Source organism: Streptomonospora nanhaiensis, assembly GCF_026642255.1.
Taxonomy (GTDB): Bacteria; Actinomycetota; Actinomycetes; order Streptosporangiales; family Streptosporangiaceae; genus Nocardiopsis; species Nocardiopsis tropica.
Genome location: NZ_CP113264.1, coordinates 6,509,588 through 6,534,774 on the forward strand (window position 1 = coordinate 6,509,588; position 25,187 = coordinate 6,534,774).

General features: G+C 74.1%; 20 protein-coding genes and 2 riboswitches. Of the genes, 7 read left to right on the plus strand and 13 right to left on the minus strand.

Annotated elements, in window-relative coordinates:
- Positions 1 to 86: 86 nt before the first annotated feature.
- Positions 87 to 926, minus strand: a complete 840-nt coding sequence (locus OUQ99_RS28045) for an alpha/beta fold hydrolase (RefSeq protein WP_267946765.1) — start codon at positions 924 to 926, stop codon at positions 87 to 89.
- A gap of 70 nt (positions 927 to 996) precedes the next feature.
- Between OUQ99_RS28045 and OUQ99_RS28050 the strand changes: the two genes are divergently transcribed.
- The 4 genes from OUQ99_RS28050 (at position 997) to OUQ99_RS28065 (ending at position 4,609) form a co-directional block, all read left to right on the plus strand.
- Positions 997 to 2,034 (plus strand): GlxA family transcriptional regulator, encoded by a 1,038-nt coding sequence (locus OUQ99_RS28050; RefSeq protein ID WP_267946766.1) that lies wholly within the window; start codon positions 997 to 999, stop codon positions 2,032 to 2,034.
- Between the two features lie 2 nt (positions 2,035 to 2,036).
- Entirely contained in the window at positions 2,037 to 3,176 is a 1,140-nt protein-coding gene (locus tag OUQ99_RS28055) for a sensor histidine kinase (protein ID WP_267946767.1), read from the plus strand.
- Positions 3,173 to 3,841, plus strand: coding sequence for a response regulator transcription factor (locus OUQ99_RS28060; RefSeq protein ID WP_267946768.1), 669 nt, complete (start codon positions 3,173 to 3,175; stop codon positions 3,839 to 3,841). The genes OUQ99_RS28055 and OUQ99_RS28060 overlap by 4 nt, the downstream gene beginning before the upstream one ends.
- Positions 3,842 to 3,928: 87 nt before the next feature.
- The gene (locus OUQ99_RS28065; protein WP_267946769.1) at positions 3,929 to 4,609 is read left to right on the plus strand and encodes a DUF2306 domain-containing protein; all 681 of its coding nucleotides are present in this window, start codon (positions 3,929 to 3,931) and stop codon (positions 4,607 to 4,609) included.
- A gap of 110 nt (positions 4,610 to 4,719) precedes the next feature.
- On the opposite strand, the gene OUQ99_RS28070 is transcribed toward OUQ99_RS28065, so the two are convergent.
- From OUQ99_RS28070 to msrA, 9 genes are all read right to left on the minus strand, one after another.
- Positions 4,720 to 5,472, minus strand: coding sequence for a cobalt-precorrin-6A reductase (locus OUQ99_RS28070; protein WP_267946770.1), 753 nt, complete (start codon positions 5,470 to 5,472; stop codon positions 4,720 to 4,722).
- Positions 5,469 to 6,950, minus strand: a complete 1,482-nt coding sequence (locus tag OUQ99_RS28075; RefSeq protein WP_267946771.1) for a cobyric acid synthase — start codon at positions 6,948 to 6,950, stop codon at positions 5,469 to 5,471. Before OUQ99_RS28075 ends, OUQ99_RS28070 begins: the two co-directional genes overlap by 4 nt.
- Entirely contained in the window at positions 6,947 to 7,672 is a 726-nt protein-coding gene (cobF, locus tag OUQ99_RS28080; RefSeq protein WP_267946772.1) for a precorrin-6A synthase (deacetylating), read from the minus strand. Before cobF ends, OUQ99_RS28075 begins: the two co-directional genes overlap by 4 nt.
- Positions 7,669 to 11,259: a cobaltochelatase subunit CobN gene (gene cobN, locus OUQ99_RS28085; RefSeq protein ID WP_267946773.1), complete on the minus strand. Its 3,591-nt coding sequence runs from the start codon at positions 11,257 to 11,259 to the stop codon at positions 7,669 to 7,671. Before cobN ends, cobF begins: the two co-directional genes overlap by 4 nt.
- A gap of 34 nt (positions 11,260 to 11,293) precedes the next feature.
- A riboswitch (cobalamin riboswitch) is annotated at positions 11,294 to 11,431 on the minus strand.
- A 14-nt stretch (positions 11,432 to 11,445) separates the two neighbouring features.
- Positions 11,446 to 12,264 (minus strand): ABC transporter ATP-binding protein, encoded by an 819-nt coding sequence (locus OUQ99_RS28090; protein WP_267946774.1) that lies wholly within the window; start codon positions 12,262 to 12,264, stop codon positions 11,446 to 11,448.
- On the minus strand, positions 12,261 to 13,277 hold the full coding sequence (locus tag OUQ99_RS28095) for a FecCD family ABC transporter permease (RefSeq protein ID WP_267946775.1): 1,017 nt from the start codon (positions 13,275 to 13,277) through the stop codon (positions 12,261 to 12,263). The genes OUQ99_RS28090 and OUQ99_RS28095 overlap by 4 nt, the downstream gene beginning before the upstream one ends.
- A complete protein-coding gene (locus OUQ99_RS28100) occupies positions 13,274 to 14,332 on the minus strand; it encodes an ABC transporter substrate-binding protein (RefSeq protein ID WP_267946776.1) in 1,059 nt (352 codons plus the stop codon). Before OUQ99_RS28100 ends, OUQ99_RS28095 begins: the two co-directional genes overlap by 4 nt.
- A 60-nt stretch (positions 14,333 to 14,392) precedes the next feature.
- Positions 14,393 to 14,602, minus strand: a riboswitch (cobalamin riboswitch).
- 97 nt (positions 14,603 to 14,699) lie between these two features.
- Positions 14,700 to 15,782 (minus strand): alpha/beta fold hydrolase, encoded by a 1,083-nt coding sequence (locus OUQ99_RS28105; RefSeq protein ID WP_267946777.1) that lies wholly within the window; start codon positions 15,780 to 15,782, stop codon positions 14,700 to 14,702.
- A gap of 290 nt (positions 15,783 to 16,072) precedes the next feature.
- A complete protein-coding gene (gene msrA, locus OUQ99_RS28110) occupies positions 16,073 to 16,729 on the minus strand; it encodes a peptide-methionine (S)-S-oxide reductase MsrA (protein ID WP_267946778.1) in 657 nt (218 codons plus the stop codon).
- A 299-nt stretch (positions 16,730 to 17,028) separates the two neighbouring features.
- On the opposite strand from msrA, the gene rarD reads away from it, so the two are divergent.
- From rarD to OUQ99_RS28125, 3 genes are all read left to right on the plus strand, one after another.
- Positions 17,029 to 18,006 (plus strand): EamA family transporter RarD, encoded by a 978-nt coding sequence (gene rarD / locus OUQ99_RS28115; RefSeq protein ID WP_267946779.1) that lies wholly within the window; start codon positions 17,029 to 17,031, stop codon positions 18,004 to 18,006.
- A gap of 122 nt (positions 18,007 to 18,128) precedes the next feature.
- Entirely contained in the window at positions 18,129 to 19,070 is a 942-nt protein-coding gene (locus OUQ99_RS28120) for a flagellar associated protein (RefSeq protein WP_267946780.1), read from the plus strand.
- Between the two features lie 208 nt (positions 19,071 to 19,278).
- Positions 19,279 to 20,391, plus strand: coding sequence for a hypothetical protein (locus OUQ99_RS28125; protein ID WP_267946781.1), 1,113 nt, complete (start codon positions 19,279 to 19,281; stop codon positions 20,389 to 20,391).
- A 264-nt stretch (positions 20,392 to 20,655) separates the two neighbouring features.
- On the opposite strand, the gene OUQ99_RS28130 is transcribed toward OUQ99_RS28125, so the two are convergent.
- The 3 genes from OUQ99_RS28130 to OUQ99_RS28140 all read right to left on the minus strand — a co-directional run bounded on the left by OUQ99_RS28130 (position 20,656) and on the right by OUQ99_RS28140 (position 25,185).
- Complete coding sequence (locus tag OUQ99_RS28130) at positions 20,656 to 21,660, minus strand: polyprenyl synthetase family protein (RefSeq protein ID WP_267946782.1); 1,005 nt, start codon at positions 21,658 to 21,660, stop codon at positions 20,656 to 20,658.
- A 217-nt stretch (positions 21,661 to 21,877) separates the two neighbouring features.
- A complete protein-coding gene (nuoN, locus tag OUQ99_RS28135; protein ID WP_378553482.1) occupies positions 21,878 to 23,530 on the minus strand; it encodes an NADH-quinone oxidoreductase subunit NuoN in 1,653 nt (550 codons plus the stop codon).
- Positions 23,527 to 25,185 carry an NADH-quinone oxidoreductase subunit M gene (locus tag OUQ99_RS28140; RefSeq protein ID WP_267946783.1) on the minus strand — a complete coding sequence of 553 codons (1,659 nt, stop codon included), beginning with the start codon at positions 25,183 to 25,185 and terminating at the stop codon, positions 23,527 to 23,529. Before OUQ99_RS28140 ends, nuoN begins: the two co-directional genes overlap by 4 nt.
- Between the last annotated feature and the right edge of the window lie 2 nt (positions 25,186 to 25,187).

Below are 25,187 nucleotides of genomic sequence, written 5' to 3' on the forward strand. Positions count from 1 at the left end.
CCCACCCGGCCCCGGCCCCGGGGCCGACGGCTCCAGGGCCGGGCGGCGGGACCGGGGTCAAGTCATCCGGCCGCGCGGCGGGCGCGTTACTCCACGAAGAAGTCCGCGAGGGCCCGGGCGACCCGGCCGGGGTCGTTCTCCATCGGGATGTGGCCCGCCCCCGGGACCCGGACGAGGGTGCTCTCCGGGATCTCCGAGACGAACCGCTCGGCGTACTCCACCTTCTGGAAGCCGTCGTCCTCGCCCCAGACCAACAGCTTGGGCACCGCGCTCCCCCGCAGCCCGGGGACGAGGTCGAGGGTGTACCGCTGGTCGGCCGCGCCCGCCAGCGCCATCCAGGACCGCCGGACCCGCGGGTCGGTCAACGGGTCCAGGTAGTCGGCGATCAACCGCTCGGCGGCGGCTCCGGCCAGCGCTGCCGTCACCGCCTTCCGGCGGGCGGCGAGGAACTCGTCGGCGGTGGTCGCCGCGACGACCTCCGGGTCCCGGAACCGGGCCACGCCGGGCACCGGCCAGGAGTCGTAGGTGACCGAGTTGACCAGGGCCAGCCGGGAGACCTCCACCCGGCCGTGGACCAGCAGGTGCTGGGCGACGGCACCGCCGATGTCATGGCCCGCGACGGCGACGGGCCCGGAGAGCCCCAGCGCGGACGCGAACTCCGCCGCCCGCTCCGCGAGGGCCGGAACGGCGGCCGTTTCCGGGGTGAGCTCACCCCCCGAACGTCCGAGCCCGGGGAAGTCGACCGCGAAGGGCCGCAGCCCCGCCTCCGCGAGGCGGCCCAGCACCGGCAGCCAGGCCCGGCTCCAGTAGGTGCCGTGCAGCAACAGCACGGCCGGACCCTCCTGCCCCGCGGTCAGGTAACTGACCGCCCCGCTCCCGGTCCGGGCTTCCACCCTCCGCACACCTGTCTCAGTGGTTTCGCTCATGGGACCACTGTGGCCGGAAGCGGCCCGCGGGCACAGAGTCTGGAAGGACACCTACGGGTACATTCCTGCCATGCGCCTCCACCGGGTCGTGGCACTGCTCAGCCCGCCACAGTCACCCTTCGAACTCGCCTGCGCCGCAGAGGTCTTCGGCATGCTCACGCCGGACGCGCCGACCCGCTACGACTTCCTGATCTGTGCCGAGACCCCCGGCCCCCTCCCCACCACCGCCGGGTACCCGATGATCGTCGACACGGGGCTGGACGCCCTCAGCGAGGCGGACACCGTGGTCGTCCCGGGTCGGCTACCGCCCGCCGCACCGGTTCCGCCGGCCGTCACCGAGGCGTTGCGGACCGCCCACCGCAGGGGTGCCAGGATCGTGTCCGCCTGCACGGGGTCGTTCGTCCTCGCCCGGGCCGGGCTGCTCGACGGCCGCCGCGCCACCACCCACTGGCGCCACGCCGCCCGGCTCGCCTCCGACTTCCCCGAGGTGCGCGTGGACCCCGGCGTGCTCTACGTGGACCACGACGACGTGGCGACCAGCGCCGGGACCGGCGCGGGCATCGACCTGTACCTGCACCTGGTGCGCCGTGACCACGGCGCGGCGTACGCGGCCCAGGTCTCCAGGAACATGGTGCTGCCACCGCACCGGGAGGGGAACCAGCTCCAGCACGCCGAGCGGCCCCTCCCGGCCCGGGCGGAGGAGTCCCTGGCCCCGCTGCTGGGCTGGGCCGCGGACCGGCTCGGCTCCCGGCTGACCGTCGACCGGCTCGCCGAACGCGCCGGGGTGTCCGGCCGGACCCTCGCCCGGCGGTTCACGGAGCAGTTGGGCACCAGTCCGGGACAGTGGCTGCTTCGCCGACGCCTCGACGCGGCACGGGACCTGTTGGAGCGGACCGACCTTCCGGTGGAGGCCGTCGCCGCCCGGGTCGGGCTGGCCTCGGCGGTCAACCTGCGCCGCCGCTTCCGTGCGGGCTTCGGCACGACGCCCGGTGCCTACCGGCGGGCCTTCGACGAGGCACGGCAGGAAGGCGGCGGCCCGGTTCCCTCCGTGGGCCCTCACTCCGACTTTCGGCCGATCCGCCGCCGGGGCCGCACGGCTAGCCTGTAGCTGTGCACGGCTTACTCCGTTCCCTGTGGAACGAACCCCGCCCTCCCGGCGCTCGGGGGCCCACGTGGTGGGACGGGGCCCTCGTCGTGGTGTGCGCACTGGCGGCGCTGACCGAAGGCGCCCTGCGGCCGGACCTGCCCTGGCCGGTCCCGACCGTCGCGGTGGTCGCCGGCCTGGCCCCCGCCCTGCTGTGGCGGCGGACCCGCCCGCTGCTCGTGGTCGCGGCGGTCTTCGGCAGCGCGATCGTGCTCACCCTGGCGACCGGTGGAGGGGCCGGGCAGATGTACGCGACGGTGTACTTCCTGGCGCTGCCCTACGCTCTGGTGCGGTGGGGGTCCGGCAGGGAGGTCGCGGCGGGGGCCGCGATCGTCCTCCTGTCCTCCTCCGTCGACCTGTTCCTCGACGCGGCGCAGGCGGCGGACCTCCTGGGCGGTGCCGCCGTCCTGTTCGCCACCGGCGCCCTCGGCGCGGCGCTGCGGTACCGGGGCAGGGCCAGGGCGCGCGAGATCGACCGCGCCCGACTGCTCGAACGCGAAGACATCGCCCGTGAACTGCACGACACCATCGCCCACCACGTCTCGGCCATGGCGATCCGCGCCCAGGCCGGGCAGGCGGTCGCCCGGACCAGGCCGGAGGCCGCCGTCGAGGCCCTCGCGGTGATCGAGTCCGAGGCCTCGCGCGCCCTGGGCGAGATGCGCACCATGGTCCGCGCCCTGCGCCGGGGCGAACCCGCCGAACGGGCGCCCAGCCCTCACCTCGGTGACCTGGAGGAACTCGCCTGCCGGGCCGGACCCGGCCCGGCCGTGGAGGTGGAGATCAGCGGCGCTCTCCACGACCTCGCACCGGCGGTCACGGCCGCTCTCCACCGCCTGGCCCGGGAGTCGGTCACCAACGCCCGGCGCCACGCCCGCGACGCCGGCCTCGTCAGGGTCCGCGTCGACGCCGACGACGCCTCGGTGCGCCTGAGTGTGAGCGACGACGGTGACACCGGCCGCCTGCGACCGGCCGCTCCGCCGGGGTACGGGATCATCGGCATGGCGGAGCGCGCCGAACTGCTCGGAGGCACCTGCGAAGCGGCCCCGAACCCTGACGGGGGCTGGACCGTGACCGCCGTGCTGCCCCGTTCGGGGGCGCCCGCGTGAGTATCCGGGTGGTCGTGGCCGACGACCAGGAGATCGTGCGTACCGGCCTGTCCATGATCCTGGACGCCCAACCCGGCATCGAGGTGGTCGGCCGGGCCGCCGACGGGCGCGAGGCCGTGGAACTGGGGCGACGGCTGCGCCCGGACGTGTGCCTGTTCGACATCCGGATGCCCGTCCTCGACGGTGTGGAGGCGACCCGCGCCCTCGCCGGACCGGAGGTCGAGGATCCCCTCGCCGTGGTCGTCATCACCGTCTTCGATCTCGACGAGTACGTCTACGCCGCCCTCAGGGCGGGTGCCCGGGGGTTCCTGCTCAAGGACGCCGGTACCGACCTGCTCACCCGGGCCGTGCACGCCGCCGCGGCGGGTGAGGCGCTCATCGCCCCGAGCGTGACCGCCCGGCTGCTCGACGCGTTCGCCGGTTCCGGGCCGACCGGGCCCCCGGCCCAGCCCCTGCAGCCCCTGACCGGCCGGGAGGAGCAGGTCCTCGCCGCCGTGGCGCACGGTCGTACCAACACCGAGATCGGCGAGGAGTTCCACATCGCGCTGAGCACGGTGAAGACCCACATCACGAGCCTGATGGCCAAGCTCGGGGCCCGTAACCGCGTCGAGATCGCCATGTGGGCCTACGAGACCGGCCGCGTGCGGGGGCGCCGGGGCCGGTAGTACGGTGCGGCACCCGTACTTTCGGCCGAGCGGAACCGGGCCCCTCCTCCGATGTGCGGGCCCCCTCCCGACGGCCACGATCGGGGCATGACCACCACCGTGAAACCCCCGGCCCGGGCCGAGTGGACCGTGATCGCCCTCCTGATCGTGCTGAGCGTCGTCCCCCTCATCGCCGGGGCCTTCCGCCTCGGCGAGCTGGCCACCGGCGCGCCGGTCACCGCCGACAACGCCCGTTTCGCCGCCTCGCCCCTGCCCGTCGTGCTGCACATCCTCACCGCGAGCCCCTACTGCCTGTTGGGCGCCTTCCAGTTCTCCTCGACACTGCGCCGCCGACGTCCCCGCTGGCACAGGGCCTCCGGCCGGATACTCGTCCCCCTGGGGCTGATCGCCGCGCTGTCGGGAGTGTGGATGACGCTGTTCTACGCGGTTCCGGCGATCGACACGGGCTTCCTCACTGTGCAGCGGCTGGTGCTCGGGACGGCCATGGCCGCAGCCCTGGTCCTGGGCTTCGTGGCGGCGCGGCGCCGGGAGTTCGCCCGGCACGGCGCCTGGATGATCCGCGCCTACGCGATCGGACAGGGGGCCGGGACGCAGGTGCTGACCCACGTGCCCTGGACACTCCTGGTCGGTGAGTACGACGAGCTCAGCAGGGGTCTGCTCATGGGAGCGGGGTGGGCGATCAACATGGTGGTGGCCGAGTGGGTCATCCACAGGACCCTTCGTCGCCCCCGCGGCGTCCGGCGCGTTCCGGAGCGCTCACCGGGATGAAGGCGGTGGCCGGGTCGTCGGCGGGCACTCCCGGCGGTCCCGACGGGTGCCGGGAGCGCCGGGCCGGGGGAGAGGGGGTTGTCCGGCCGGCTCCCGGGCACGCATCGCCCTCAGGGGTTTTCCCGGGGGGCTTCCCGCGGGGACCCGCCCAGGCCGGTCACCCAGTCGAAGGCGTCCGCCACGTCGTGGACGGTGGGCACGCCCCGGGGGCCGGGCGGGCGCCGCACCACCACGACCGGGGCGCCGAGCCGGGCGGCGGCTTCCATCTTCGGCCAGGTGTAGGTTCCCCCGGAGTCCTTCGTGACGAGCACGTCCGCCCGGTGCCCGGCCATCAGCTCCAGCTCACCGTCGAGGCGGTACGGCCCCCGGCTGGTCACCAGCCGCCAGGCGGAGGGGAGTTCGAGTCCGGGCACGTCCACCACCCGGGCCAGGACCGCGCGCCCGCCCAGGGCGGGCACGAGGCGGGCCAGCTCCTGGCGACCGACCGTCACGAACGGCCGCTCGCCGAGCCCGGCCGCCAGCTCAGCCGCCTCCTCGTGGGTGTCGGCGTGGTGCCAGGCCGGGTCGGGCTCCCACCCCGGCCGCTCCAACCGCAGCAGCGGCAGGTCCGTGCAGGCGGCGGCCGCGTTGGCGGTCATGCCGAGTGCGAAGGGGTGGGTGGCGTCCACGACCGCGTCGTAGTCGGCCAGGGCGGCGCGCAGTCCGGGCACTCCGCCGAACCCGCCGATCCGCACCTTCCCCACCGGCAGGCGCGGCCGGGCCACCCGTCCGGCCAGCGACGTCGTCACGTCCACGCCCGCCCCGACCAGTAGCGCGGCCAGCTCACGGGCCTCGGAGGTGCCGCCCAGCAACAGGAGTCTCATCGCACGCCTTCCCGACCGAGCAGGGCGAGCCCGGCGGGCGCACCCTCGCGGGCCAGCTCCAGCAGCGCGTCGACGTCCAGGTACCGCTCCGCGAGGTCCGCGAGCAGGTCCAAGCGCCGCTCGCGCGCGGCGGGGAAGTCCGTCCCGGACGGCCCGTACCCCAGCGTCCGGGCGAGGAAGGCCGCCCGGAAGGCGTCGCCCTCCAGGCTGCCGTGCCACATGGTCCCGAAGACGTTGCCCGAACGCGCCCCGCCCAGGAACTCCTCCGCGCCCCCGCCCACCGTGATCCGGCCGTGGTGGATCTCGTAACCGCTCGCGGGCGCGCCCAGGGCCTCCCCCTCCGGCAGGCGGAGGACCTTGTCGGCGGTGAACTCGGTGCGCACGTCGAGGAGGCCGAGCCCCTCGGCGGATGCCCCGGAGGCGGCCTCGACCCCCTCGGGGTCGGTGACGGTGTGCCCGAGCATCTGGAAGCCCCCGCAGACGCCGAGCAGCGGGCGTCCGCGGCGGACGTGTCCGGTGATCGCCGTGTCCAGTCCGCGCGAGCGCAGCCAGGCCAGGTCGGCGAGGGTGGAACGGGTGCCCGGCAGCACCACGAGGTCGGCGTCGGCGATGTCGCGCGGACCGGAGGCGAAGACCACGTCGAGCCCGGGTTCCAGGCCGAGCGCGTCCACGTCGGTGAAGTTGCTGATCCGGGGCAGGCGCACCACCGCCACCCGCAGCGCCGCCTCCCCGTCGGCCCGCCGTCCCTCCAGGTCGAGGGCGTCCTCGGAGTCCAGCCACAGCCCCGGGTCCCACGGCAGGGTCCCGAACACCCGGCGGCCGGTGATCCGTTCGAGGTCGTCCAGCCCCGGCCGGAGCAGGGCGTGGTCGCCACGGAACTTGTTGACCGCGAAACCGGCGATCAGGGCCTGGTCCTCGGGCTCCAGCAGCGCCACCGTCCCGTACATCGCGGCGAACACCCCGCCCCGGTCGATGTCGCCGACCACGACCACGGGCATCCCCGCGTGGCGGGCCAGGCCCATGTTCACGTAGTCGCCAGCGCGCAGGTTGATCTCGGCGGGGCTGCCCGCGCCCTCGGCGACGACGACGTCGTAGCGTGCGGACAGGTCGTCGAAGGCGGCGTGCGCGGCCTCGGCCAGGTGGCGCCGCCCCGCCTCCCAGTCGGAGGAGGACACCTCCCCGGCGGGGTGGCCGAGCAGGACGGCGTGGCTGCGCCGGTCGCTGCCCGGTTTGAGCAGCACCGGGTTCATCGCGGGTTCGGGGAGGGCGCGGGCGGCCAGCGCCTGCACCCACTGGGCGCGGCCGATCTCCGCCGGGCGCCCGTCCGGGCCGTGGCAGACCATCGAGTTGTTGGACATGTTCTGCGCCTTGTACGGCGCCACCCGCACGCCCCGGCGGGCGAAGGCCCGGCACAGGGCGGTGGTGACCACGCTCTTGCCCGCGTCGGAGGTGGTTCCGGCGACCAGGAGTCCTGTCACTCCGGCCTCCTCAGCAGTGCGGTGTCCATCACCCAGCCCGCCTTCTCCCTGGCCCGCCGCCGCGCCGCCCCGATCTCGGGCAGTACCTCGCCCACGCGTCCGGCGACCAGTTCCTCGGAGTCGGCGCCCAGGTTGGCCCCCCACCAGAGGGACCAGTCCTCCAGGCCCTCGAACCCGTGCCGACCGCCGAGCATGACGACGATGTTGTCCTGCCCCGCCTCGACGGCCTCGCCCAGCCGCCGCGCCGGGGTCACGTGCACCGGACGGCCGACCTCGTGCAGCACGATCCGGTGCCGGGCGGCCAGGACCTGGGGCGCGCTGATCCCGGGCAGCACGTCGTAGTCCACGCCGACGTTCCCGCGCTCGGCGATCCGCGCGACGATGCGCAGGGTGGAGTCGTACAGGGAGGGGTCCCCCCAGACCAGGAAGGCCGCGGTGCCGCCGAGCTCGCCGAGCACCCGCTCGAAGGCGGCCACGCGGGCCTCGTGCCAGTCGGCGACCGCCGCCGGGTAGTCGGCGGGGTCGTCGCGGTCGCGCTCGGGGTCGGGCACCGCCACCAGCGGCAGCCCGAAGGCGTCGCAGACCTCCTGCCGCAGGGCGAACAGGCCGTCGTCGTCCCCCTTGCGGACGGCGACGGCGTAGTCGCAGCCCCGCAGGGCCTCGGCGACCTCGCCGGTGACGTGGTGGGGGCCCATGCCGATCCCCAGGATCCGCACCCTCACTCGGACCGCTCCTCCAGATCCCCCTCGACCTCCAGGTAGACCTCGGTGAGGGCCTCCAGGGTGGCCGGGTCCGGCTCCGCCCACAGCCCGCGCCGCGCGGCCTCGTGCAGGCGCTCGACGATGCCGTGCAGCGCCCAGGGGTTGGAGCGGCGCAGGAACTCCTGGGTCTCGGCGTCCAGGACGTACTCGGCGGCGAGCTTCTCGTACATCCAGTCGTGCACGACCCCGGCCGTGGCGTCGAAGCCGAACAGGTAGTCGACGGTCGCGGCCAGCTCGAAGGCGCCCTTGTAGCCGTGCCGCCGCATGGCCGCGATCCAGCGGGGGTTGACCACCCGGGCCCGGAACACGCGGGCGGTCTCGTCCGCCAGGGGGCGTGTGCGCACCGCGTCGGGCGAGGTGGAGTCGCCGACGTAGGCCTTGGGGTCGGCCCCGCTGAGGGCGCGCACGGTGGCGATCATGCCGCCGTGGTACTGGAAGTAGTCGTCGGAGTCGGCGATGTCGTGCTCGGCGCTGTCGATGTTCTTCGCGGCGACCTTGATCCGGCGGTAGTTGGTCCGCATGTCGTCGGCCGCGGGCACGCCGGCGAGGTCGCGGCCGTACGCGAAACCGCCCCAGGCCGTGTAGACCTCGGCGAGGTCGCGGTCGTCGCGCCAGTTGCCGGACTCCACGACCTGGAGGATGCCCGCGCCGTAGGAGCCGGGGGCGGAGCCGAAGATCCGGGTGGTGGCGCGGCGCCGGTCGCCGTGCTCGGCCAGGTCGGCGTTGGTGTGGGCGCGCACGTAGTTCTGTTCGTCCGGCTCGTCGAGCCCGGCGACGAGGCCGACCGCGTCGTCCAGCATGGCGACCACGTGCGGGAAGGCGTCGCGGAAGAAGCCGGAGATGCGCACCGTGACGTCGATGCGCGGACGCCCCAGCTCCTCCAGCGGCACCACGTGGAGCCGGCCGACCCGCCGGGAGGCCTCGTCCCACTCGGGCCGGACCCCGAGCAGGGCCAGGACCTCGGCGATGTCGTCGCCGGAGGTGCGCATCGCGGAGGTGCCCCACACCGACAGGCCGACCGACTCCGGGTAGGCCCCGGTCTCGTCCAGGTGGCGGCGCAGCAGGGACTCCGCCATGGCCTGGCCGGTCTGCCAGGCGAGCCGGGAGGGGACCGCGCGCGGGTCGACCGTGTAGAAGTTGCGGCCGGTCGGCAGCACGTTGACCAGTCCGCGCAGCGGGGAGCCGGACGGGCCCGCCGGGACGAAACCGCCGTTCAGGGCGTGCAGGACGTGGTCGACCTCGTCGGTGGTGCGGGCCAGCCGGGGCACCACCTGCTCGGCGGCGAACTCCAGCACGCGGCGCACCCCGGGGTCGTCGTGCGCGCTCGCGGCGGCGGCCGGGTCCCACCCGGCGGCCTCCATGCGCTCGACCAGGCCCCGGGCCAGCGCCTCCACCGCGTCGACCTCCTGGGTGGGCGCGTCCTCCTTGAGGCCGAGGGCGGCCCGCAGGCCGGGCACCGCGCCGCCCACGCCTCCCCAGACCTGGGCGGCGCGGAGCACGGACAGGACCAGGTTCACCCGGGCCGTGCCCTCCGGCGCCGCCCCCAGCACGTGCAGGCCGTCGCGGATCTGGGTGTCCTTGATCTCGCACAGCCAGCCGTCGACGTGCAGCAGGAAGTCGTCGAACTCCTCGTCGCCGGGCCGCTCGTCCAGACCGAGGTCGCGGTGCATCTCGGCGGCGCGCATCAGGGCCCAGATCTCGCCGCGGACCGCGGGCAGCTTGGCCGGGTCCATCGCCGCGATGTTGGCGTGCTCGTCGAGGAGCTGTTCCAGGCGCGCGATGTCGCCGTAGCTCTCCGCCCGGGCCATCGGGGGGATGAGGTGGTCGACGACCGTGGCGTGGGCCCGGCGCTTGGCCTGGGCCCCCTCCCCCGGGTCGTTGACCAGGAACGGGTAGACCAGCGGGAGGTCGCCCAGGGCCGCGTCGGTGGCGCAGCCGGCGGAGAGCGCGGCGTTCTTCCCGGGCAGCCACTCCAGGGAGCCGTGCTTGCCCAGGTGCACGACGGCGTGCGCGCCGAACCCGTGCTCCAGCCAGCGGTAGGCCGCCAGGTAGTGGTGGCTGGGGGCCAGGTCGGGGTCGTGGTAGATCGCGATCGGGTTCTCGCCGAAACCGCGCGGGGGCTGGACCAGCACGACGACGTTGCCCGCCCGGAGGGCGGCCAGCACGAGTTCGCCCTGTTCGTTCACGTACAGCTTGCCGGGTGCGGCGCCCCACGCCTCGGTCATCGCCTCCTTCAGCGCCGGGTCCAGGTCCCGGGTCCAGGCGGCGTACTGCTCGGGGGTGATGCGCACGTGGGCCTCGGTGAGCTGGACGGAGGTCAGCCAGTCCTCGTCCTGGCCGCCCGCCGCGATCAGGGCGTGGATCAGGGCGTCGCCCGCCTCGGTCTCGTCGGGCAGGTCCAGGCCGGGAAGGGCATCGGGCGCGCCCAGGTCGTAGCCCTCCCGGCGCAGGCGGCGCAGCAGGCGCACCAGGGAGCGGGGGGTGTCGAGCCCGACGGCGTTGCCGATGCGCGCGTGCTTGGTGGGATAGGCGGACAGGACCACGGCGATCCGCTTCTCGGCGGGCGGCACGTGCCGGAGCCGGGCGTGGGCGACGGCGGTCCCGGCCAGCCGCGTGCAGCGCTCGGGGTCGGCGACGTAGCGGGGCAGCCCGTCGCTGTCGATCTCCTTGAAGGAGAACGGCACCGTGATGATGCGGCCGTCGAACTCGGGGATGGCGATCTGGGTGGCCGAGTCGAGCGGGGTGACCCCGTCGTCGGAACCCTCCCAGTCCGCGCGTGAGCTGGTCAGGCACAGGCCCTGGAGGACGGGGACGTCCAGGGCGGCCATGCGCTCCACGTCCCAGGCCTCGTCGTCGCCGCCCGCGCTCGCGGACGCGGGCACGCTGCCGCCCGCCGCGAGGACCGTGACCACCAGGGCGTCGAAGCCGCCGAGCGCCTCGTAGAGGTCGTCGGGGGCCGAGCGCAGCGACCCGGCGAAGACGGGGACGCCCACGGCCCGGCCGGTCGCGTCGACGGCGTCGGCCAGGGCGTGCGCGAACGCCGTGTTGCCGCCCGCCTCGTGGGCCCGGTAGTAGAGGATGCCCACCTCGGGGAGTCCCTGGCCGTCCGGCCGCTCGCGCTCGGCAAAGCCCCACGGCGGGAGCGCCGACGGGGGCTCGAACCCCTCCCCGGTCAGCAGCACGGTGTCCGACAGGAAGGCGTGCAGGCGGCCGAGGTTGGCCGGACCGCCCTCGGCCAGGTAGCGGTGGGCCTCGGTCGCCACCCCGATGGGCACGGTGGAGTGCTCCATGAGCTCGGCGCTGGGCTGCTGCTCGCCGCTGAGGACCACCAGGGGCGTGCCCCGCTCGCGGACGGCGGCCAGACCGGGCCACAGGTCGTGCGAGGAGCCCAGCAGGCGCACCACCACGAGGTCGGCGCGCCCGACGGCGCCGGTGAGTTCGGCGTCGGAGGCGCGGGACGGGTTGGCCCACAGGTAGGCGGCGCCGCTGGCCCGCGCGGACAGCAGGTCGGTGTCGGACGTGGACAGCAGAGCGATCCGGACCGTCATGGCCGGGCTCCTCCCTCGGGGTTCTCGCCCCGTCGGCGGTCGGACTGCCCGGGCCAGTGTCTGGCTGCACCCCTCGTCGGGGTGTCACAGTGGCGGAACCGCCCCGGAATCTCACCGGGTTCCTGTACCGCGGGCAAAGGATTCACACTGTAGCCGGGAGCCCCTCCTCCGGTCCCGGCGGGGACGTCAGGAGCGGTCGGCCCGCCCCGGGGGGACGGCGCCCCGGCGTAGGAAGCGGACCACCGGGCCGTCGGCCCCCGGGGTGACCTCGGCCGGGACCCCGTACACCTCTCCGATGAGTTCGGAGGTCAGGACCTCGGAGGGCGTGCCCCCGGCGACCGCCCGGCCCTCCCGGAGCACGACCAGGCGGTCGCAGTACATCGCCGCCAGGTTGAGGTCGTGCAGGGCGATCACGGTGGTCACCGGCAGGCCCGTGACCAGCTCCATCAGGTCGAGCTGGTACTGGATGTCGAGGTGGTTGGTGGGTTCGTCGAGCAGGAGCTCACCGGGTTCCTGGGCCAGGGCCCGGGCGATCTGGGCGCGCTGGCGTTCGCCGCCGGACAGGGTGTGCCAGGACTGGTCGGCCCGGTCCGCCAGTCCGGTGCGCTCCAGCGCCCGCGCCACGGCCTCCAGGTCGGCCGGGGTCATGGGCGTCCAGGACCGGCGGTGCGGGATGCGTCCCAGGGCCACCACCTCGCGGACCGTCAGCTCGGTCTGGGTGTGCGCCTGCTGCTGGACGGTGGCCACCCGCCGTGCCACGGCCCGGCGGCCGACCCGGTCCAGCGGCCGGCCGTCCAGGGTGACCGCCCCGGCGGAGGGGGCGAGCACCCCGGCGAGCAGCCGCAGCAGGGTGGACTTGCCCGACCCGTTGGGTCCCAGCAGGCCGACGGTCTCACCGGGGCGGGTGGCGAGGGTGACGCCGTCGAGCACGAGACGGCCGCCGATCCCGAGGCTGACCCGGTCGGCGCGCAGCCCCTCCCCCGGGGCCCGGACCGGGTGGTTCACGTCTTCCTCCTCACTCGGTACAGCACGGCGACGAAGGCGGGCACCCCGATGAGGGAGGTGACCACCCCCACCGGGATCTCCTGCGGGTCCAGCGCGGTCCGGGCGACCGTGTCCACCCACACCAGGAAGACCGCCCCCGCCAGCGCGGTGACCGGCAGCAGCCGGGCGTGGGAGGAGCCGGTGAGGGCCCGTGCGGCGTGCGGCAGGACCAGGCCCACGAACCCGATCGCGCCCGTGGAGCTGACCAGCACCGCCGTGAGCAGCGCGGTGGCGCTCAGCAGCAGCACGCGGGCCCGGCCCACCCGGACGCCCAGGTTCGCCGCGGCCTCCTCGCCGAAGGCGAAGGCGTCCAGGGTGGTGGTGTGGGCGAGGCAGACGGCGAGCACGAGGCACAGCACCGCGGCGCACAGGAGCACGTCGGTCCATCCGGCGCCGCCGAGGGAGCCCAGCAGCCAGAACAGCACCGCGCGCGTGGTGTCGGCGTCCGCCGAGGTCAGCACGATGAACGAGGTCAGCGCGGAGAACAGCTGCATGGCCGCGACCCCGGACAGCACGACGCGGTCCATGCTCCCGCCGAGGCTGTGGCTGAGCAGCATCACCATGCCGAAGGAGAGCAGGGCGCCCGCGAAGGCCCCCGCCGGGAGCGAGACCGCTCCGGCGCCCCAGCCGAGCACGGTCACGAGGACCGCCCCGGTGGAGGCACCGGAGGAGACCCCGAGCACGAAGGGGTCCGCCAGCGGGTTGCGGAGCAGGGACTGCATGACCGCGCCGCACACGGCCAGGCCGGCCCCGCAGACCGCGGCGAGCAGGGTGCGGGGCATGCGCAGGTTCCACACGATGCCCTCGCGCAACCGCGTCAGGGGGCTTTCGCCCCACCCGAACCGGGCGGCGGCCGACCTCCAGACCTCGGCGGGGGTGAGGTCGGCGGGCCCGATGGTGACGGCGACCGAGACCGACAGGCCGAGGAGCAGCAGGCCGGAGGTGACGAGCAGCGCCGGGCGCGCACCGCTCAACGGGCGTACCCGAGCTCGCGCAGGCCGTCGGCGACCAGTTCGATGCCCTCGACCGTGCGGATCGAGGGGTTCATCGCCTGGCCGCTGAGCAGGACGTACCGCTCCTCCCGCACGGCGGTGAGGTTGCGGGTGGCCGGGTTGTCCTCCAGGAACTCGATCTTGGCCGCCGCGCTCTCCGCGGTCTGGGAGTCGCGGGTCAGGTCGCCGAGCACGATGACGTCGGGGTCGCGGTCCGCGACGGTCTCCCAGTTGATCTGGGGCCATTCGCTGTGGGTGTCGTCGAAGGCGTTCTTCGCGCCGACGGCCCCGGTGATGGCGCCGGGGGCGCCGCAGCAGCCCGCGAGGTAGGGCGACTGCGCGTTGGCGAACCAGTACATGAGGGAGACGTCCTCGACCTCCAGGTCCTCGGTCGCGGCGTCCACCCGGTCCCGGAGCTCCCCGACGAGCTCCTCCCCGCGTTCCTCCACGCCGAAGATCTCGGCCAGGTCGTGGATCTCGCCGTAGACGGCGTCCAGGGTGAGCGGCTCGCTCCGGGAGCCGTCCCCGCCGTCCTCGTTGTCCTTGCCCGCGGCGCAGTCGGTCGGGGAGACGTACGAGGGCACGCCCAGCTCCTCGAACTGTTCGCGGGTGGCGACCCCGCCGGCGCCGAGTGTGGAGACGAAGGACGCGGTCACGAGGTCGGGCTCGGCCTCCAGGACCCGCTCGAAGGAGGGGTTGTTCTCGGCCAGCCGCGGGATGTCCCCGTTGGCCTCCTCCAACCCCTCCATGATCGGGTCGGTCCAGGTGGCGGTGCCGACCACCCGGTCCTCCAGGCCCAGGGAGAGGAGGATCTCGGTGGTGCCCTGGTTGAGGGAGACCGCCCGCTGCGGGGGCGCGTCGAGGGTGACCTCGTGGCCGCAGTTGTCGACGGTGCGGGGGTAGCCGGACCCGGCGGCCGCTTCGGTGCCGTCGCCGCCCCGGTCGTCCTGCGGGCCGCAGGCGGTGAGGGCGAGGACGGGGGCGAGCAGGAGGGCGAGGGAGGGGAGGGCGGAGGACAGGAGGGCGTGGCGCGACATGGGTATGCCTCAGGTGTCGGGACTCGAACGCGGAGCCTGGCATGGATGCGCCTCCGCGCACTCGACGCGGAGGGGCCAGCAGGTCTTCGGACTCGGGTTCCTCCGGACGGGGTGCCTTCCCAGGGCGGTGCGCGCGGGCGCTTCCGTCCGCGCGCGTGCCCCAGTGGCTCGTGTACCCCGCCCGTCCCCCACACCGCTGCGCGTCAGCTCCGGATTCGCACCGGATTCCCTGACCACCTAGGTGGTACGACTGGCCCCGGAAGGGTACCAAGGGCCCCGCGCGCCCTCCGGGGCGGGCGGGGCCCCGGGCGGCCGCACCGGTGCGGCCGCCCGGGCGACGTGCCGGAACGCCGCCCCCGGGGCCGGGTCACCCGTCGAGGAAGCGAAGCAGCTCCGCGGTGACGAACTCGGGGTTCTCCTCGACGAGCCAGTGCCCCGCGCCCGGCACCTCCACCGCGCGCACGATGTCGGTCATGCGCGTGTCCACGGTGGCCCGGACCGGGTCGAGTTGCCCCTGGGCGGTCATGACCAGGACCGGGACGTCGACCGGTTCCGCTTCCACGGTGTCGCGGACGTCCTCGTCGAGGGTGCGGTAGAGGTCGAAACCGCCGGCGAGGGCCTCGGGCCTGGCGTAGGTCCGCGCGTACTCGTCGATCTCGGCCTCGGTGAACGGGGACCGGTCCGAGGTGCCCCCGAACGCCGTCCCGTTGAAGGAGACCTGGGGGTAGAACAGCGCCAGGTAGTCGCGGACGTCGTCGCCGACCACCGTCTCGGGGATCTCGGGCTGGGAGTGGAAGGCGATGTGCCAGCTCATCGAGCGGTAGGCGGACGCGTCGATCCCGGGCCCGGGGAGCGGCAGGTCGAGGTAGCCGAGGTGTTCGGTGTCCTCGGGGAACCGGGCGGCGTACTGGAAGGCCACCGCGGCTCCGAGGTCGTGCCCGACGACGCCGGCGTCGACCACCCCGAGCTCGTCGGCGATCAGGGTGTGTACGTACCCGGCCAGAGTGGCTTTGTCGTAACCGGTCGGCGAACCGGCGCTGTCGCCCAGTCCGGGGAGGTCGACGGCGTAGACGGTGTGGTGCTCGGCGAGTTCCGGCATGATCGACCACCAGCCGTACCAGGTCTGCGGCCAGCCGTGGATCAGCACCAACGGCGTGCCGCTGCCGCCGGTCACGTAGTGCATGCGGACCCCGTCGACGTCGGCGAACTCGTGCCGGAACGTTCCCTCGAACTCGGGGTCGCCCCGGGTGGCGGCCGCGTAGGGGGGAACCTCCTCCTCGGGGGCCGGCGTGGCGCAGGCCGCGGCGCCGACCATGAGCAGGAGGGTGGCCAGGAGGGCCACCGTCGCCCGCGCGGATCGGAGGAGGCTGCGCGGGGACGGCCGCGGGGTGGTTGTCGGTCCGGGGGCGCGGACGCCGTCCCCGGACGTGGTCGCTTGGTCGGTGCTCACGGGGGCTCTTTCTGTCGAGGTGCGCCCAGTCTCGACAGGATCTCCACTTATGGCACTGAAAATTGCTGTTCCGGCAAGTTGCCCCGGGGCGTGGGCAGGGGCGTACTCCACACCGCGGAGAGGCGGACACAGGGGTCCGGCGGCTGTCGGACGGCGCTCCGGCACACCGGGACCCTGCCCGGTCGCGGGCCGAGGCGGACACAGGGGCCCGGCCGTCGTCACACGACGGCCGGGCCCCGATCCCTCCGGCGCGGTCGGCCGCGCTCCTGCGGCCGGGCCCGTCCGGGCGGCTAGCCCACGACGCCGATGGGGCAGCTGGTGCCCGTACCGCCGATGCCGCAGTACCCGTTGGGGTTCTTGGCGTCGGACAGGTACTGCTGGTGGTACTCCTCGGCGAAGTAGAAGGCCTTGAGCGGCGCGATCTCGGTGGTGATCGGGCCGTACCCGGCGGCGGTCAGCACCGGCTGGAAGGCGTCGCGCGTGGCCTCGGCGACGGCCTTCTGGGCCTCGTCGTGGTAGTAGATCGCCGAGCGGTACTGGCTGCCGACGTCGTTGCCCTGGCGCAGCCCCTGGGTCGGGTCGTGGCCCTCCCAGAAGGCCTTGAGGACCTCCGGGTAGGTGATCCGACTGGGGTCGAACACCACCCGCACGACCTCGGTGTGCCCGGTCAGGCCGGAGCAGACCTCCTCGTAGGTGGGGTTGGGCGTGTAGCCGCCCGCGTAGCCGACCGCGGTGGTGACGATGCCGCGCTCGGCGCCGAGGCGCCAGAAGATCCGCTCGGCCCCCCAGAAGCAGCCCATCGCCACGTCGGCGATCCCGCTCCCCTCGGGGTAGGGCGGGGTGAGTGGCGTGCCGAGCACGGTGTGCACCGCGTGCACCGGCATCGGGGTGTCCCGGCCGGGCAGGGCACGCGCTGGGTCGACCATGGTCGCTTTTCTCCCGAACATGACCCCAGGCTATCCGCGGCGCGGGCGCGGCGCACGGCCCCGTTCCCGCCTGTGGACGACCCCGCCGCGACCGGGGCGGGCGGGCCCCTTCCGGCGGCGCGGAGGACTTCCCTGCGACCGGCCCCGCGCGGGCGCGCACCCCTCCCCGCCCGCGGCCCGGCCCCGAAGGTCTGCCCGGGCGGGCGGTCGATGGCGCCCCCCGACCACCCCGACCACTGGGAGCATGACCCGTCTCACGAGTCCGGGTATCGCCCGATATGAGGCAGACACGCCCGAGGATTCGTCCTACCATTGCGTACGTGCCGGAATCCAACCGCGGCGTCGCCCTCGGGGCAAGCGCCTTCCTCCTGTGGGGCTTCGCGGCCCTGTACTGGCCGTTCCTCTCCGCCTCCGAACCCAGCGAGATCCTCGCCCACCGCATGGTGTGGGCCCTGCTGGCGATGTGCGTCATCCTCCTGTTCGCCCGCCGGGGCTGGTCCTGGCTCCCCGCCGTGCTCCGCAGCCCCCGGCGCCTCCTGCCCGTCGCCGCCGCGGCCGTCCTGATCTCCCTCAACTGGTGGGGATTCATCTACTCCGTCTCCGTGGAGCAGACCCTCCAGGCCTCCCTGGCGTACTTCATCAACCCCCTGATGTCGGTGTGCCTGGGGGTGCTGCTGTTCTCCGAGCGGCTGCGCACGGCCCAGTGGGTGGCGGTCGGCCTGGGCGTCCTCGCCGTGGCCGTGATGACGGTCGGCTACGGCGTGACGCCGTGGCTCGCGCTGCTCATGGCCTCCTCGTTCGCCGCGTACGGCGCGGTCAAGAAGTACGTCGACCTCGACGGGATGCAGAGCCTGACCGTCGAGACGCTGGTGATGTTCCTGCCGGCGCTGGGCTTCGTGGTCTACCTGGAGGCCACGGGGGCCGGGACCGCGTTCTCGGTGTCGCCCGCCCACACGGCGCTGCTGGTCGGCGGCGGGTTCGTGACCGCCCTGCCCCTGCTGCTCTTCGGCGTGGCCGCCCGCCAGGTGCCCCTGAGCATCATCGGCATGCTCCAGTACATCGCCCCGACCATGATGTTCTTCATCGGCTGGCTCGTCCAGGGCGAGGAGATGCCGCTCGCCCGCTGGATCGGCTTCGCCCTGGTCTGGTCGGCGCTGTGCGTGTTCGCCCTCGACCAGCTGAGCGGCGTCCGCTCACGCTCCCGTGCACGGACCAGGGCCAGGCTGGACCTCATGGCACAGGAGGCCGAACGGGAGAGGGAGCCCGAGAAGCACGCCCGACCGGACAACGAGGAGTGACCCGGACGGATTTCCCCGTTTCGGAGAACACAAACTACCCTGCGTGACACTGTGCTAACGTCAGGTCGCGAACCGGTCACCGTACCGGTTCCGACCAGGCAGCACGTCCCGGAGGGTCCCTCATGCCCCGCACCAGCCGAACGGCCCGCGCCATGCGCGTCGCCTCGGCCGCGTGCTCCATGAGCCCCTCCCTGCTCGGCCTGCCGTTCCTCGTGGGGGCGTTCCTCACCACCCTGTGGCTCTTCGGGGCCTCACCCGTCCACGCGGACGCCCTCGGCGGCGCCCTCGACGGGACCGGGGCCCTCGCGCGGACCGGGACGGGCGCGCTCACCGGGACCGGCGCCGCCCTCGGCGGCACCGGCGCGGACGCGCTGGGGAACGCCGGCGCGCTCGGGCTCGACCGCCCCGGTTCCCTCGACGAGGTCGTCCCGGAGCGGGTCGCCGAACCGGTCTCCCGGACCCTCGGCACCGTCCACCAGGGCCTGGGCCGCCAGGACGGGGACGACGCGGCCGGGCTCCTGGACGACCCCGGCTGGCCGGTGGACGAGCTCCGCGAAGGGGCCCGCCGGGTGGTCGGGGACCTCGACCGGACCCGTCGGGACACCGCCCAGAACCTACTCTCCCCCGCCGTCGACGCCGTGTCCGGCGTCCAGGAGGCCCCGGCCCCGGGTGGGGCCCGGGCCCGCGAGGGGGAGCCGGAATCCGCCGACCGCGCCCGTGGGCGGAACGGGCGCCATGACGCCCCGTCCGCCTCCGCCGGGACCCCCGGCGGGCACGGGCCCGTGTACGCCTTCGCACCGTCCGCCGCACCCGCCGTCGAGGTCCCCTCCGCCGAGGCGGAAGGGGAGCCCGGCGACACCGGCGCCTCCTCCGCGACGGCGCCCTCCGCCCAGCTGGCCACCGGCTCCGCCGCGCCCGCGGGCGGCGCCGCCCCCGCGGTCGCCGGCTACCTGACGGCCCCGCCCGTCACCGCTCCCGCGGCCTCCGCCGTGCTCCTGGCCTCCCGCTCGCTGCACCCCGTGCCGAGCGGTCCCAGCGACGACCCCACCGTCTCCCCCGACTAGGGCGGTCCCACCGCGCGGTGTCCCTTTCCCGCGCGCGGACCGTTCCCAGCGCGGCGTCCCCGCCGCACCTCCTGGGAGCTGACCTGAGTCCCGTGCCGCCGTTCACGTGATTCATGTCAGCCGGTGGTCCACCTCCGGCCCAGGTCGTCGGCGCCCCGGGCGCACGGCTTCCACGAATGCACCGACCACAGCTTCCGGAAGGAATTCCATGACGCAGGCCAAGCGAATCTCAGCCAGGGCCGTCCTGCTCGCCGCGGGCACCGCGGGCTTCGTCGCCCTCGGCGCCGGGATCGCGGGCGCCGAGGGACTCGACTCCCCCGTCCGCGAGATCACGCCGCTCGTCGAGCGGGCCCTGGTGGAGGGCGTCGCCCCCACCGTGAACAGCCTGGCCCCCGGAGGGGTCGGCCCCATCGCGGGCACCGCCCTGTCCGAGCTCCAGGACAGCGCGCACAACCCGGACCGGCCCGCCCCCGACCTCTCCGCGCCGCTGCCCCGGGGCACGGACGTCGCCACCCCGGTCGGGACCGTCCCCAACCCCGTCCCCGCCCTGGCCGACACCGTGTCCGGCGCCCAGGACGCCACGGGGCTGGACGGGAACCCCCACGACACCGTCGGCCACACCGCGGGCGCCGTCGTGGAGGAGCGCGCCGTGGCGGCCGGGGGGGTGCTGGAGGACACCGCGCGGGGCGTCGGGTCCGAGGCCGAGGCGACCCTCGTCGAGGTGGTGCCGCACACCGTGGAGGCCACCTACGCCCTGCGCGACCGGATCGAGCTGCCGGGCACGCGCGAACTCACCACGCTGCCGCAGGCCGCCGAGCTGCCCGACCCCTCGGACCTGACCGCCCTGACCGGGAACGGGAGCATCGTCCTGGACGAGGTCGTGGCCCCGCTGGGCCGGGGCACCGTCCGGCAGAGCGCCCCCGTGGAGCCCCTGGCCGGCCTGACCGACACCGTGTTCTCCGCCCCCGAGGGCACGACCGTCCTGGGGCTGGGCGGCCCGCTGGCCGACGCCGGCGTGCCCCGCATCACGGGCACCGGCATCGCCCCGGTGGACGAGGCGCTGCCGCAGGCCGCCGAGGCCCTGCCGCAGGCCGCCGCCGGCACGGGCCTGCCCACCCTGGTGGAGGGCGCGAACACGGAGACCGCGGAGGAGCTCGTGGCGAGCCTGGGCCGGGGCACCGACCTGCTGAACGACATCGACACCAGCGACATCGTGTCGATCGACGGGGGGACCAAGGAGCAGGAGGTCCCCGCGAACATGGTCCAGCACCCGACCTTCACCCAGCTGCCGGGCTCCGAGGCGCTTCCCGTCATCAGCTAGCGGGCCGTCCGGGACGGTGACCGGTGCGACCCGAGGGGGACCTGCCCCGACGGACCAGGACCTGCGGACGGGCTCGACGCCCTGCGGGCCGCGGGTACGGGGGACGTTGCCGAGAGGGGCGGGTCTGGGAACCCCTCGGGCCACCGCGCCGCCCGACCGGACCGCTCGACCGCCGGCGCCGTCCCCTCCCGGGGCGGCGCCGCGCCGCGTCCGGCCTCCGATGGGGCCGGGGTCACGGGGGGGCGGCCGCCCGGCGTCCCGGTGTCAGCCGGAGCGCTCGACCACGTAGTCGCAGAGCGCCTCGAAGGCGTTCCTGGCCGGTCCCTCCGGGAGCGTGGCCAGCTCTCCGCGGGACTTGTCGGCCCAGCCCCTCAGGGTGGCCTCCGCCTCCGCCATGGCCGGGTGGACGCGCAGCAGCTTGAGCGCCTCCTCGGCCTCCTCGTCGCCCAGCGGGCGGCCGAGGAGCGACCGGAGCCGCGCGTCGGCGGGGTCCTGCGAGCGCAGCGCGTAGAACATCGGCAGTGTGAGCACGCCCTCGCGCAGGTCCGTGCCCGGCGTCTTGCCGGAGTCGGTGCTCTCGCTGGCGACGTCCAGGATGTCGTCGGAGAGCTGGAAGGCCATGCCGAGCGCGTCGCACGCCCGGGTGAGGGTCCCGATGGTCTCCGGGTCGACCTTGCCGAACATGCCGCCGAACTCCGCCGAGGAGGCGATGAGCGAGGCGGTCTTGTCGCTGATGACCCGCAGGTAGTGGTCCAGGGGGTCGGTGCCCTCGCTGGGTCCGGAGGTCTCCAGGATCTGGCCCTGGACGAGGCGGCCGAAGGTGACCGCCTGGAGCCGGACGGCCTCGGTGCCCAGGTCGGCGAGCATCTCGGAGGCCTTGGCGAACACGTAGTCGCCGGTGAGGATGGCGATGCTGTTGCCCCAGCGCTGGTTGGCGCTGGGCTCGCCCCGGCGCATCTCCGCCTCGTCCATGACGTCGTCGTGGTAGAGGGTGGCCACGTGGGTCAGCTCCACGACGGACGCGGCGGGGATGAGGTCGGGGACCGTGGGGTCGCCGAAGTGGGCCGCGAGGAGCACGAGGGTGGCCCGGAACCGCTTGCCGCCCGCGGCGAGCAGGTGGGACGCCGCCTCGGACAGCAGGGGGTCACTGGAGGCCACAGAGTCCCGGAGCAGGTCCTCGACCTTCTCGAGGTTGTCCTGGACCTCCCGGGCGAGGGTCGGGTCGACTCTCGGCAGAGCGAGAAACCCGCTCGGGACAGCACCGCTCACCGTAAAGCTCCACCTGTTGAACGGGCACGTCGGCGGCCTCTCGGGGAGACCCTCGGAAGGAGGCCCGGGGGCCGCCGCGTGCTCAGCACATGAACATGATCCGACTTGCCACGGTATCCGACCCGGAATGCTCAGCCAAAGCCACACCCGGGTACACGGCGGCCGGATCCGGATCACCCGGGTTTCACGGGCGATCCGGATCTCTGACCATCGGTGTTCACCCGTCGGTGTCCGTGGAGGCCTGGTCCACCATGACGGCGACCGGTTCCGGGCCCGTCTCGGAGGACGGCAGCAGGTGGTCCAGCACCGGACCGGGGTACAGGCCGAGGAGCAGCGTGGCCGCCACCCCGATCGTGATGACCCCGCCGGTGGCCGCGCCCGCGCGCACCACGGTCGGGCCGTCGCCCTCCGGATCCCGGAAGAACATCACAACGATGATCCGCACGTAGAAGAACGCGGTCACCGCGCTGCTGAGCACGCCCACGACCACCAGGGGCGTGGCCCCGGCCGCGACCGCCGCCTCGAACACCGCGAACTTGCCGATGAAACCGCTGGTCAGCGGGATACCGGCGAAGGCCAGCAGGAACAGGGCGAGCGCACCGGCGAGCGCCGGGGAGCGGCGTCCGAGCCCGGCCCACCGCTCCAGGTCGCCGAGCTCCTGCCCGCCGTCCTTGGTGCGCACCAGGGTCACCACCGCGAACGCGCCCAGGGTCGTGAACCCGTAGGCCGCCAGGTAGAACATGGCGCCCGCGAGCCCGTCGGTGCTGTTGGCCACGACCGCCGTCAGGATGAACCCGGCGTGCACGACCGACGAGTACGCCAGCAGGCGCTTGATGTCCCGCTGGGTGACGGCGATGACCGCGGCGGCCACCATCGTCAGCACCGCGACCGCCCACAGCATCGGCTCCCAGCTGGCCGCCGAGGTGCCGAACGGCACGAAGAACACCCGCAGCAGGGCGCCGAACGCGGCGACCAGCGTGCAGGAGGCCATCAGCGCGGTGATGGGGGTCGGGGCGCCCTGGTAGACGTCGGGCTTCCAGTTGTGGAAGGGGACGGCGCCGACCTTGAACAGCAGTCCGATGGCGACGAGGCCGATGCCCATCAGCAGGAGCGGTTCGCCGTCGCCCCCCTCGCCCTGGAAGATCTCGGCCCCGCCGGCCTCCACGGCCGCCCTGATCGTGCCGAAGTTCACCGATCCGGCGTACCCGTAGACGAGGGCGATGCCGAACAGGAAGAACGCCGACGAGAACGCGCCGAGCAGGAAGTACTTGACCGCGGCCTCCTGGGAGAACAGGCGCCGCCGCCTCGCGAGCCCGCACAGCAGGTACAGCGGGAGGCTCATGACCTCCAGGGCGATGAACATCGTCAGGAAGTCGTTCGAGGCGGGGAACATCAGCATCCCCAGCACGGCGAACATGACCAGCGGGTACACCTCGGTGTGCTGGGAGCCCGCCAGGATGTGCGCGCGCTCCTCCTCGCTGCCGGGGACGGTGGCGGCCTGGGCGGCGAACGCGTCCCGGCCGTCCCGGTTCTCGGCGATGAGCAGCAGGCTGATCAGCGCGAGCACGGTGATGGTGCCCTGGAAGAAGATCACCGTCCGGTCCACGGCGAGCACGCCGGCGGCGACGGTCACCCCGGCCTGGCCCTCGGGGAGGGTGCCGATCTGGAGCACGAGCAGCACGAACGCGGCCAGCAGCGCGAGCGCCGCCAGCCCGATCTGGAGGCGGCGCCTGCGCCTGGCCGGCACGAACGCCTCGAACAGCACGCCCAGGACGCCCGCCGCGAACAGCGTGAGCAGCGGGGCGAGCAGCCACCAGTTGATCTCCGGCGGTCCCTCGGTGACGACGGGGAGGTCCATGTGGGGGATCACTCCTCGCCTCCTTCCTCAGAGGCCCCGTCCGCCCCGGCGCCCGCGGTGTCGGCGGTCCCGACCTCCACGGTGCGCTCGACGGCGGGGTTGATCACGTTGAGCAGGGGCTGGGGGTAGAGGCCGAACGCGATGATGAGCGCGAGCAGCGGGGCGACCGCCCACATCTCGCGCCCGGACAGGTCCCGCAGTCCGGACAGCCGGGCCGGGGTCTCGCCGGTCATGGTGCGCTGGTACATCCACAGGATGTAGAGCGCGGCCAGGACGACGCCGGACGCGGCGATGACCGCGGGGGCGGGGTGGAACGCGTACACCCCGACGAACACGAGGAACTCGCTGACGAACGGGGCGAGGCCGGGCAGCGCCAGGCCCGCGAGGCCGGCGACCAGGAACACCCCGGCGAGCTTGGGCGCGACCTTCTGGACGCCGCCGTAGTCCTCGATGAGCGACGAGCCGCGCCGCGCGACGAGGAAGCCCACGACGAGGAACAGCGCGCCGGTCGCGAACCCGTGGTTGACCATGTAGAGGGCGGCTCCGGCCTGCGCCTGCGGCGTCAGGGCGAAGATGCCCAGGGTGATGAACCCGAAGTGGGACACGGACGTGTACGCCACCAGGCGCATCATGTCGCTCTGCCCGATGGCGAGGATCGCGCCGTAGACGATGCTCACCAGGCTCAGTGCGACCACCGGCCACACGAACCACGAGACCGCGGACGGGAACAGCTCCAGGCAGTAGCGGAGCATGCCGTAGGTGCCGACCTTGTCGAGCACGCCGACGAGCAGCACGGCGGTGCCGGGGCGCGAGGCCCCCGCCGCCGAGGGCAGCCAGGTGTGCACGGGCCACATCGGCGCCTTGATGGCGAAGGCGATGAAGAAGCCGAGGAAGAGCCACCGCGCGGTGCCCGGGTCGACCGCCGCGAGGGCGCTGCCCTCGCCCACGAGGTCGGTCCACAGGAAGGTCCCGCCGATGACGTACACGCCGATCACCGCGACCAGCATGATCAGCCCGCCGGCGAGGCTGTACAGCAGGAACTTGACGGCCGCCTTGGCCCTGTCCTCACCTCGCCCGTACCGGCCGATCATGAAGTAGACCGGGATGAGCATGGCCTCGAAGAACACGTAGAACAGGAACACGTCGGTGGCCGCGAAGACACCGATCATCATGGCTTCGAGCACCAGGATGAGCGCGAAGTAGCCGCGTCCGCCGTCCTCCCTGTCCTCGTTCTCGTTCCAGGCCGCGAGGATGACGAGCGGCACCAGGACCGCCGACATCAGGATCAGCGTCAGCGCGATCCCGTCGACGCCGAGCGCGAAGTGGACGCCGAAGCGCGGGATCCAGGGGTAGACCTCCTCGAACTGGAGGCCGCCCGCCGCGGACGTGTCGAACCTCAGCGCCATGGCGGCGAGGACGACGAGGGTGAGCACCGAGAAGCCGAGCGCGACCCGCTTGGCGGTCCCGGCGGGCGACCCGGCGGCCCCCGCGGCGGTGGCCGCCGGGGCCCTGGTGGCCGTGGCCGCAGCGGCCCCGGCCGTGGCCGCGGCGCCCGCGGAGGCCTCCGCGGGGGCGGCGGCCTGTGACGTCTTCACGCGCGGCAGCGCCCAGATGACGGCCGCGCCGATCACGGGGAGCGCGATCGCGATAGTGAGCCAGGGGATCATTG

Coding starts and splice junctions, on each gene's coding strand:
- OUQ99_RS28045 (WP_267946765.1), bottom strand. CDS start 926: ATGAGCGAAACCACTGAGACAGGTGTGCGGAGGGTGGAAGCCCGGACC.
- OUQ99_RS28050 (WP_267946766.1), top strand. CDS start 997: ATGCGCCTCCACCGGGTCGTGGCACTGCTCAGCCCGCCACAGTCACCC.
- OUQ99_RS28065 (WP_267946769.1), top strand. CDS start 3,929: ATGACCACCACCGTGAAACCCCCGGCCCGGGCCGAGTGGACCGTGATC.
- OUQ99_RS28070 (WP_267946770.1), bottom strand. CDS start 5,472: ATGAGACTCCTGTTGCTGGGCGGCACCTCCGAGGCCCGTGAGCTGGCC.
- cobN (WP_267946773.1), bottom strand. CDS start 11,259: ATGACGGTCCGGATCGCTCTGCTGTCCACGTCCGACACCGACCTGCTG.
- OUQ99_RS28100 (WP_267946776.1), bottom strand. CDS start 14,332: ATGTCGCGCCACGCCCTCCTGTCCTCCGCCCTCCCCTCCCTCGCCCTC.
- msrA (WP_267946778.1), bottom strand. CDS start 16,729: ATGTTCGGGAGAAAAGCGACCATGGTCGACCCAGCGCGTGCCCTGCCC.
- OUQ99_RS28120 (WP_267946780.1), top strand. CDS start 18,129: ATGCCCCGCACCAGCCGAACGGCCCGCGCCATGCGCGTCGCCTCGGCC.
- OUQ99_RS28125 (WP_267946781.1), top strand. CDS start 19,279: ATGACGCAGGCCAAGCGAATCTCAGCCAGGGCCGTCCTGCTCGCCGCG.
- OUQ99_RS28140 (WP_267946783.1), bottom strand. CDS start 25,185: ATGATCCCCTGGCTCACTATCGCGATCGCGCTCCCCGTGATCGGCGCG.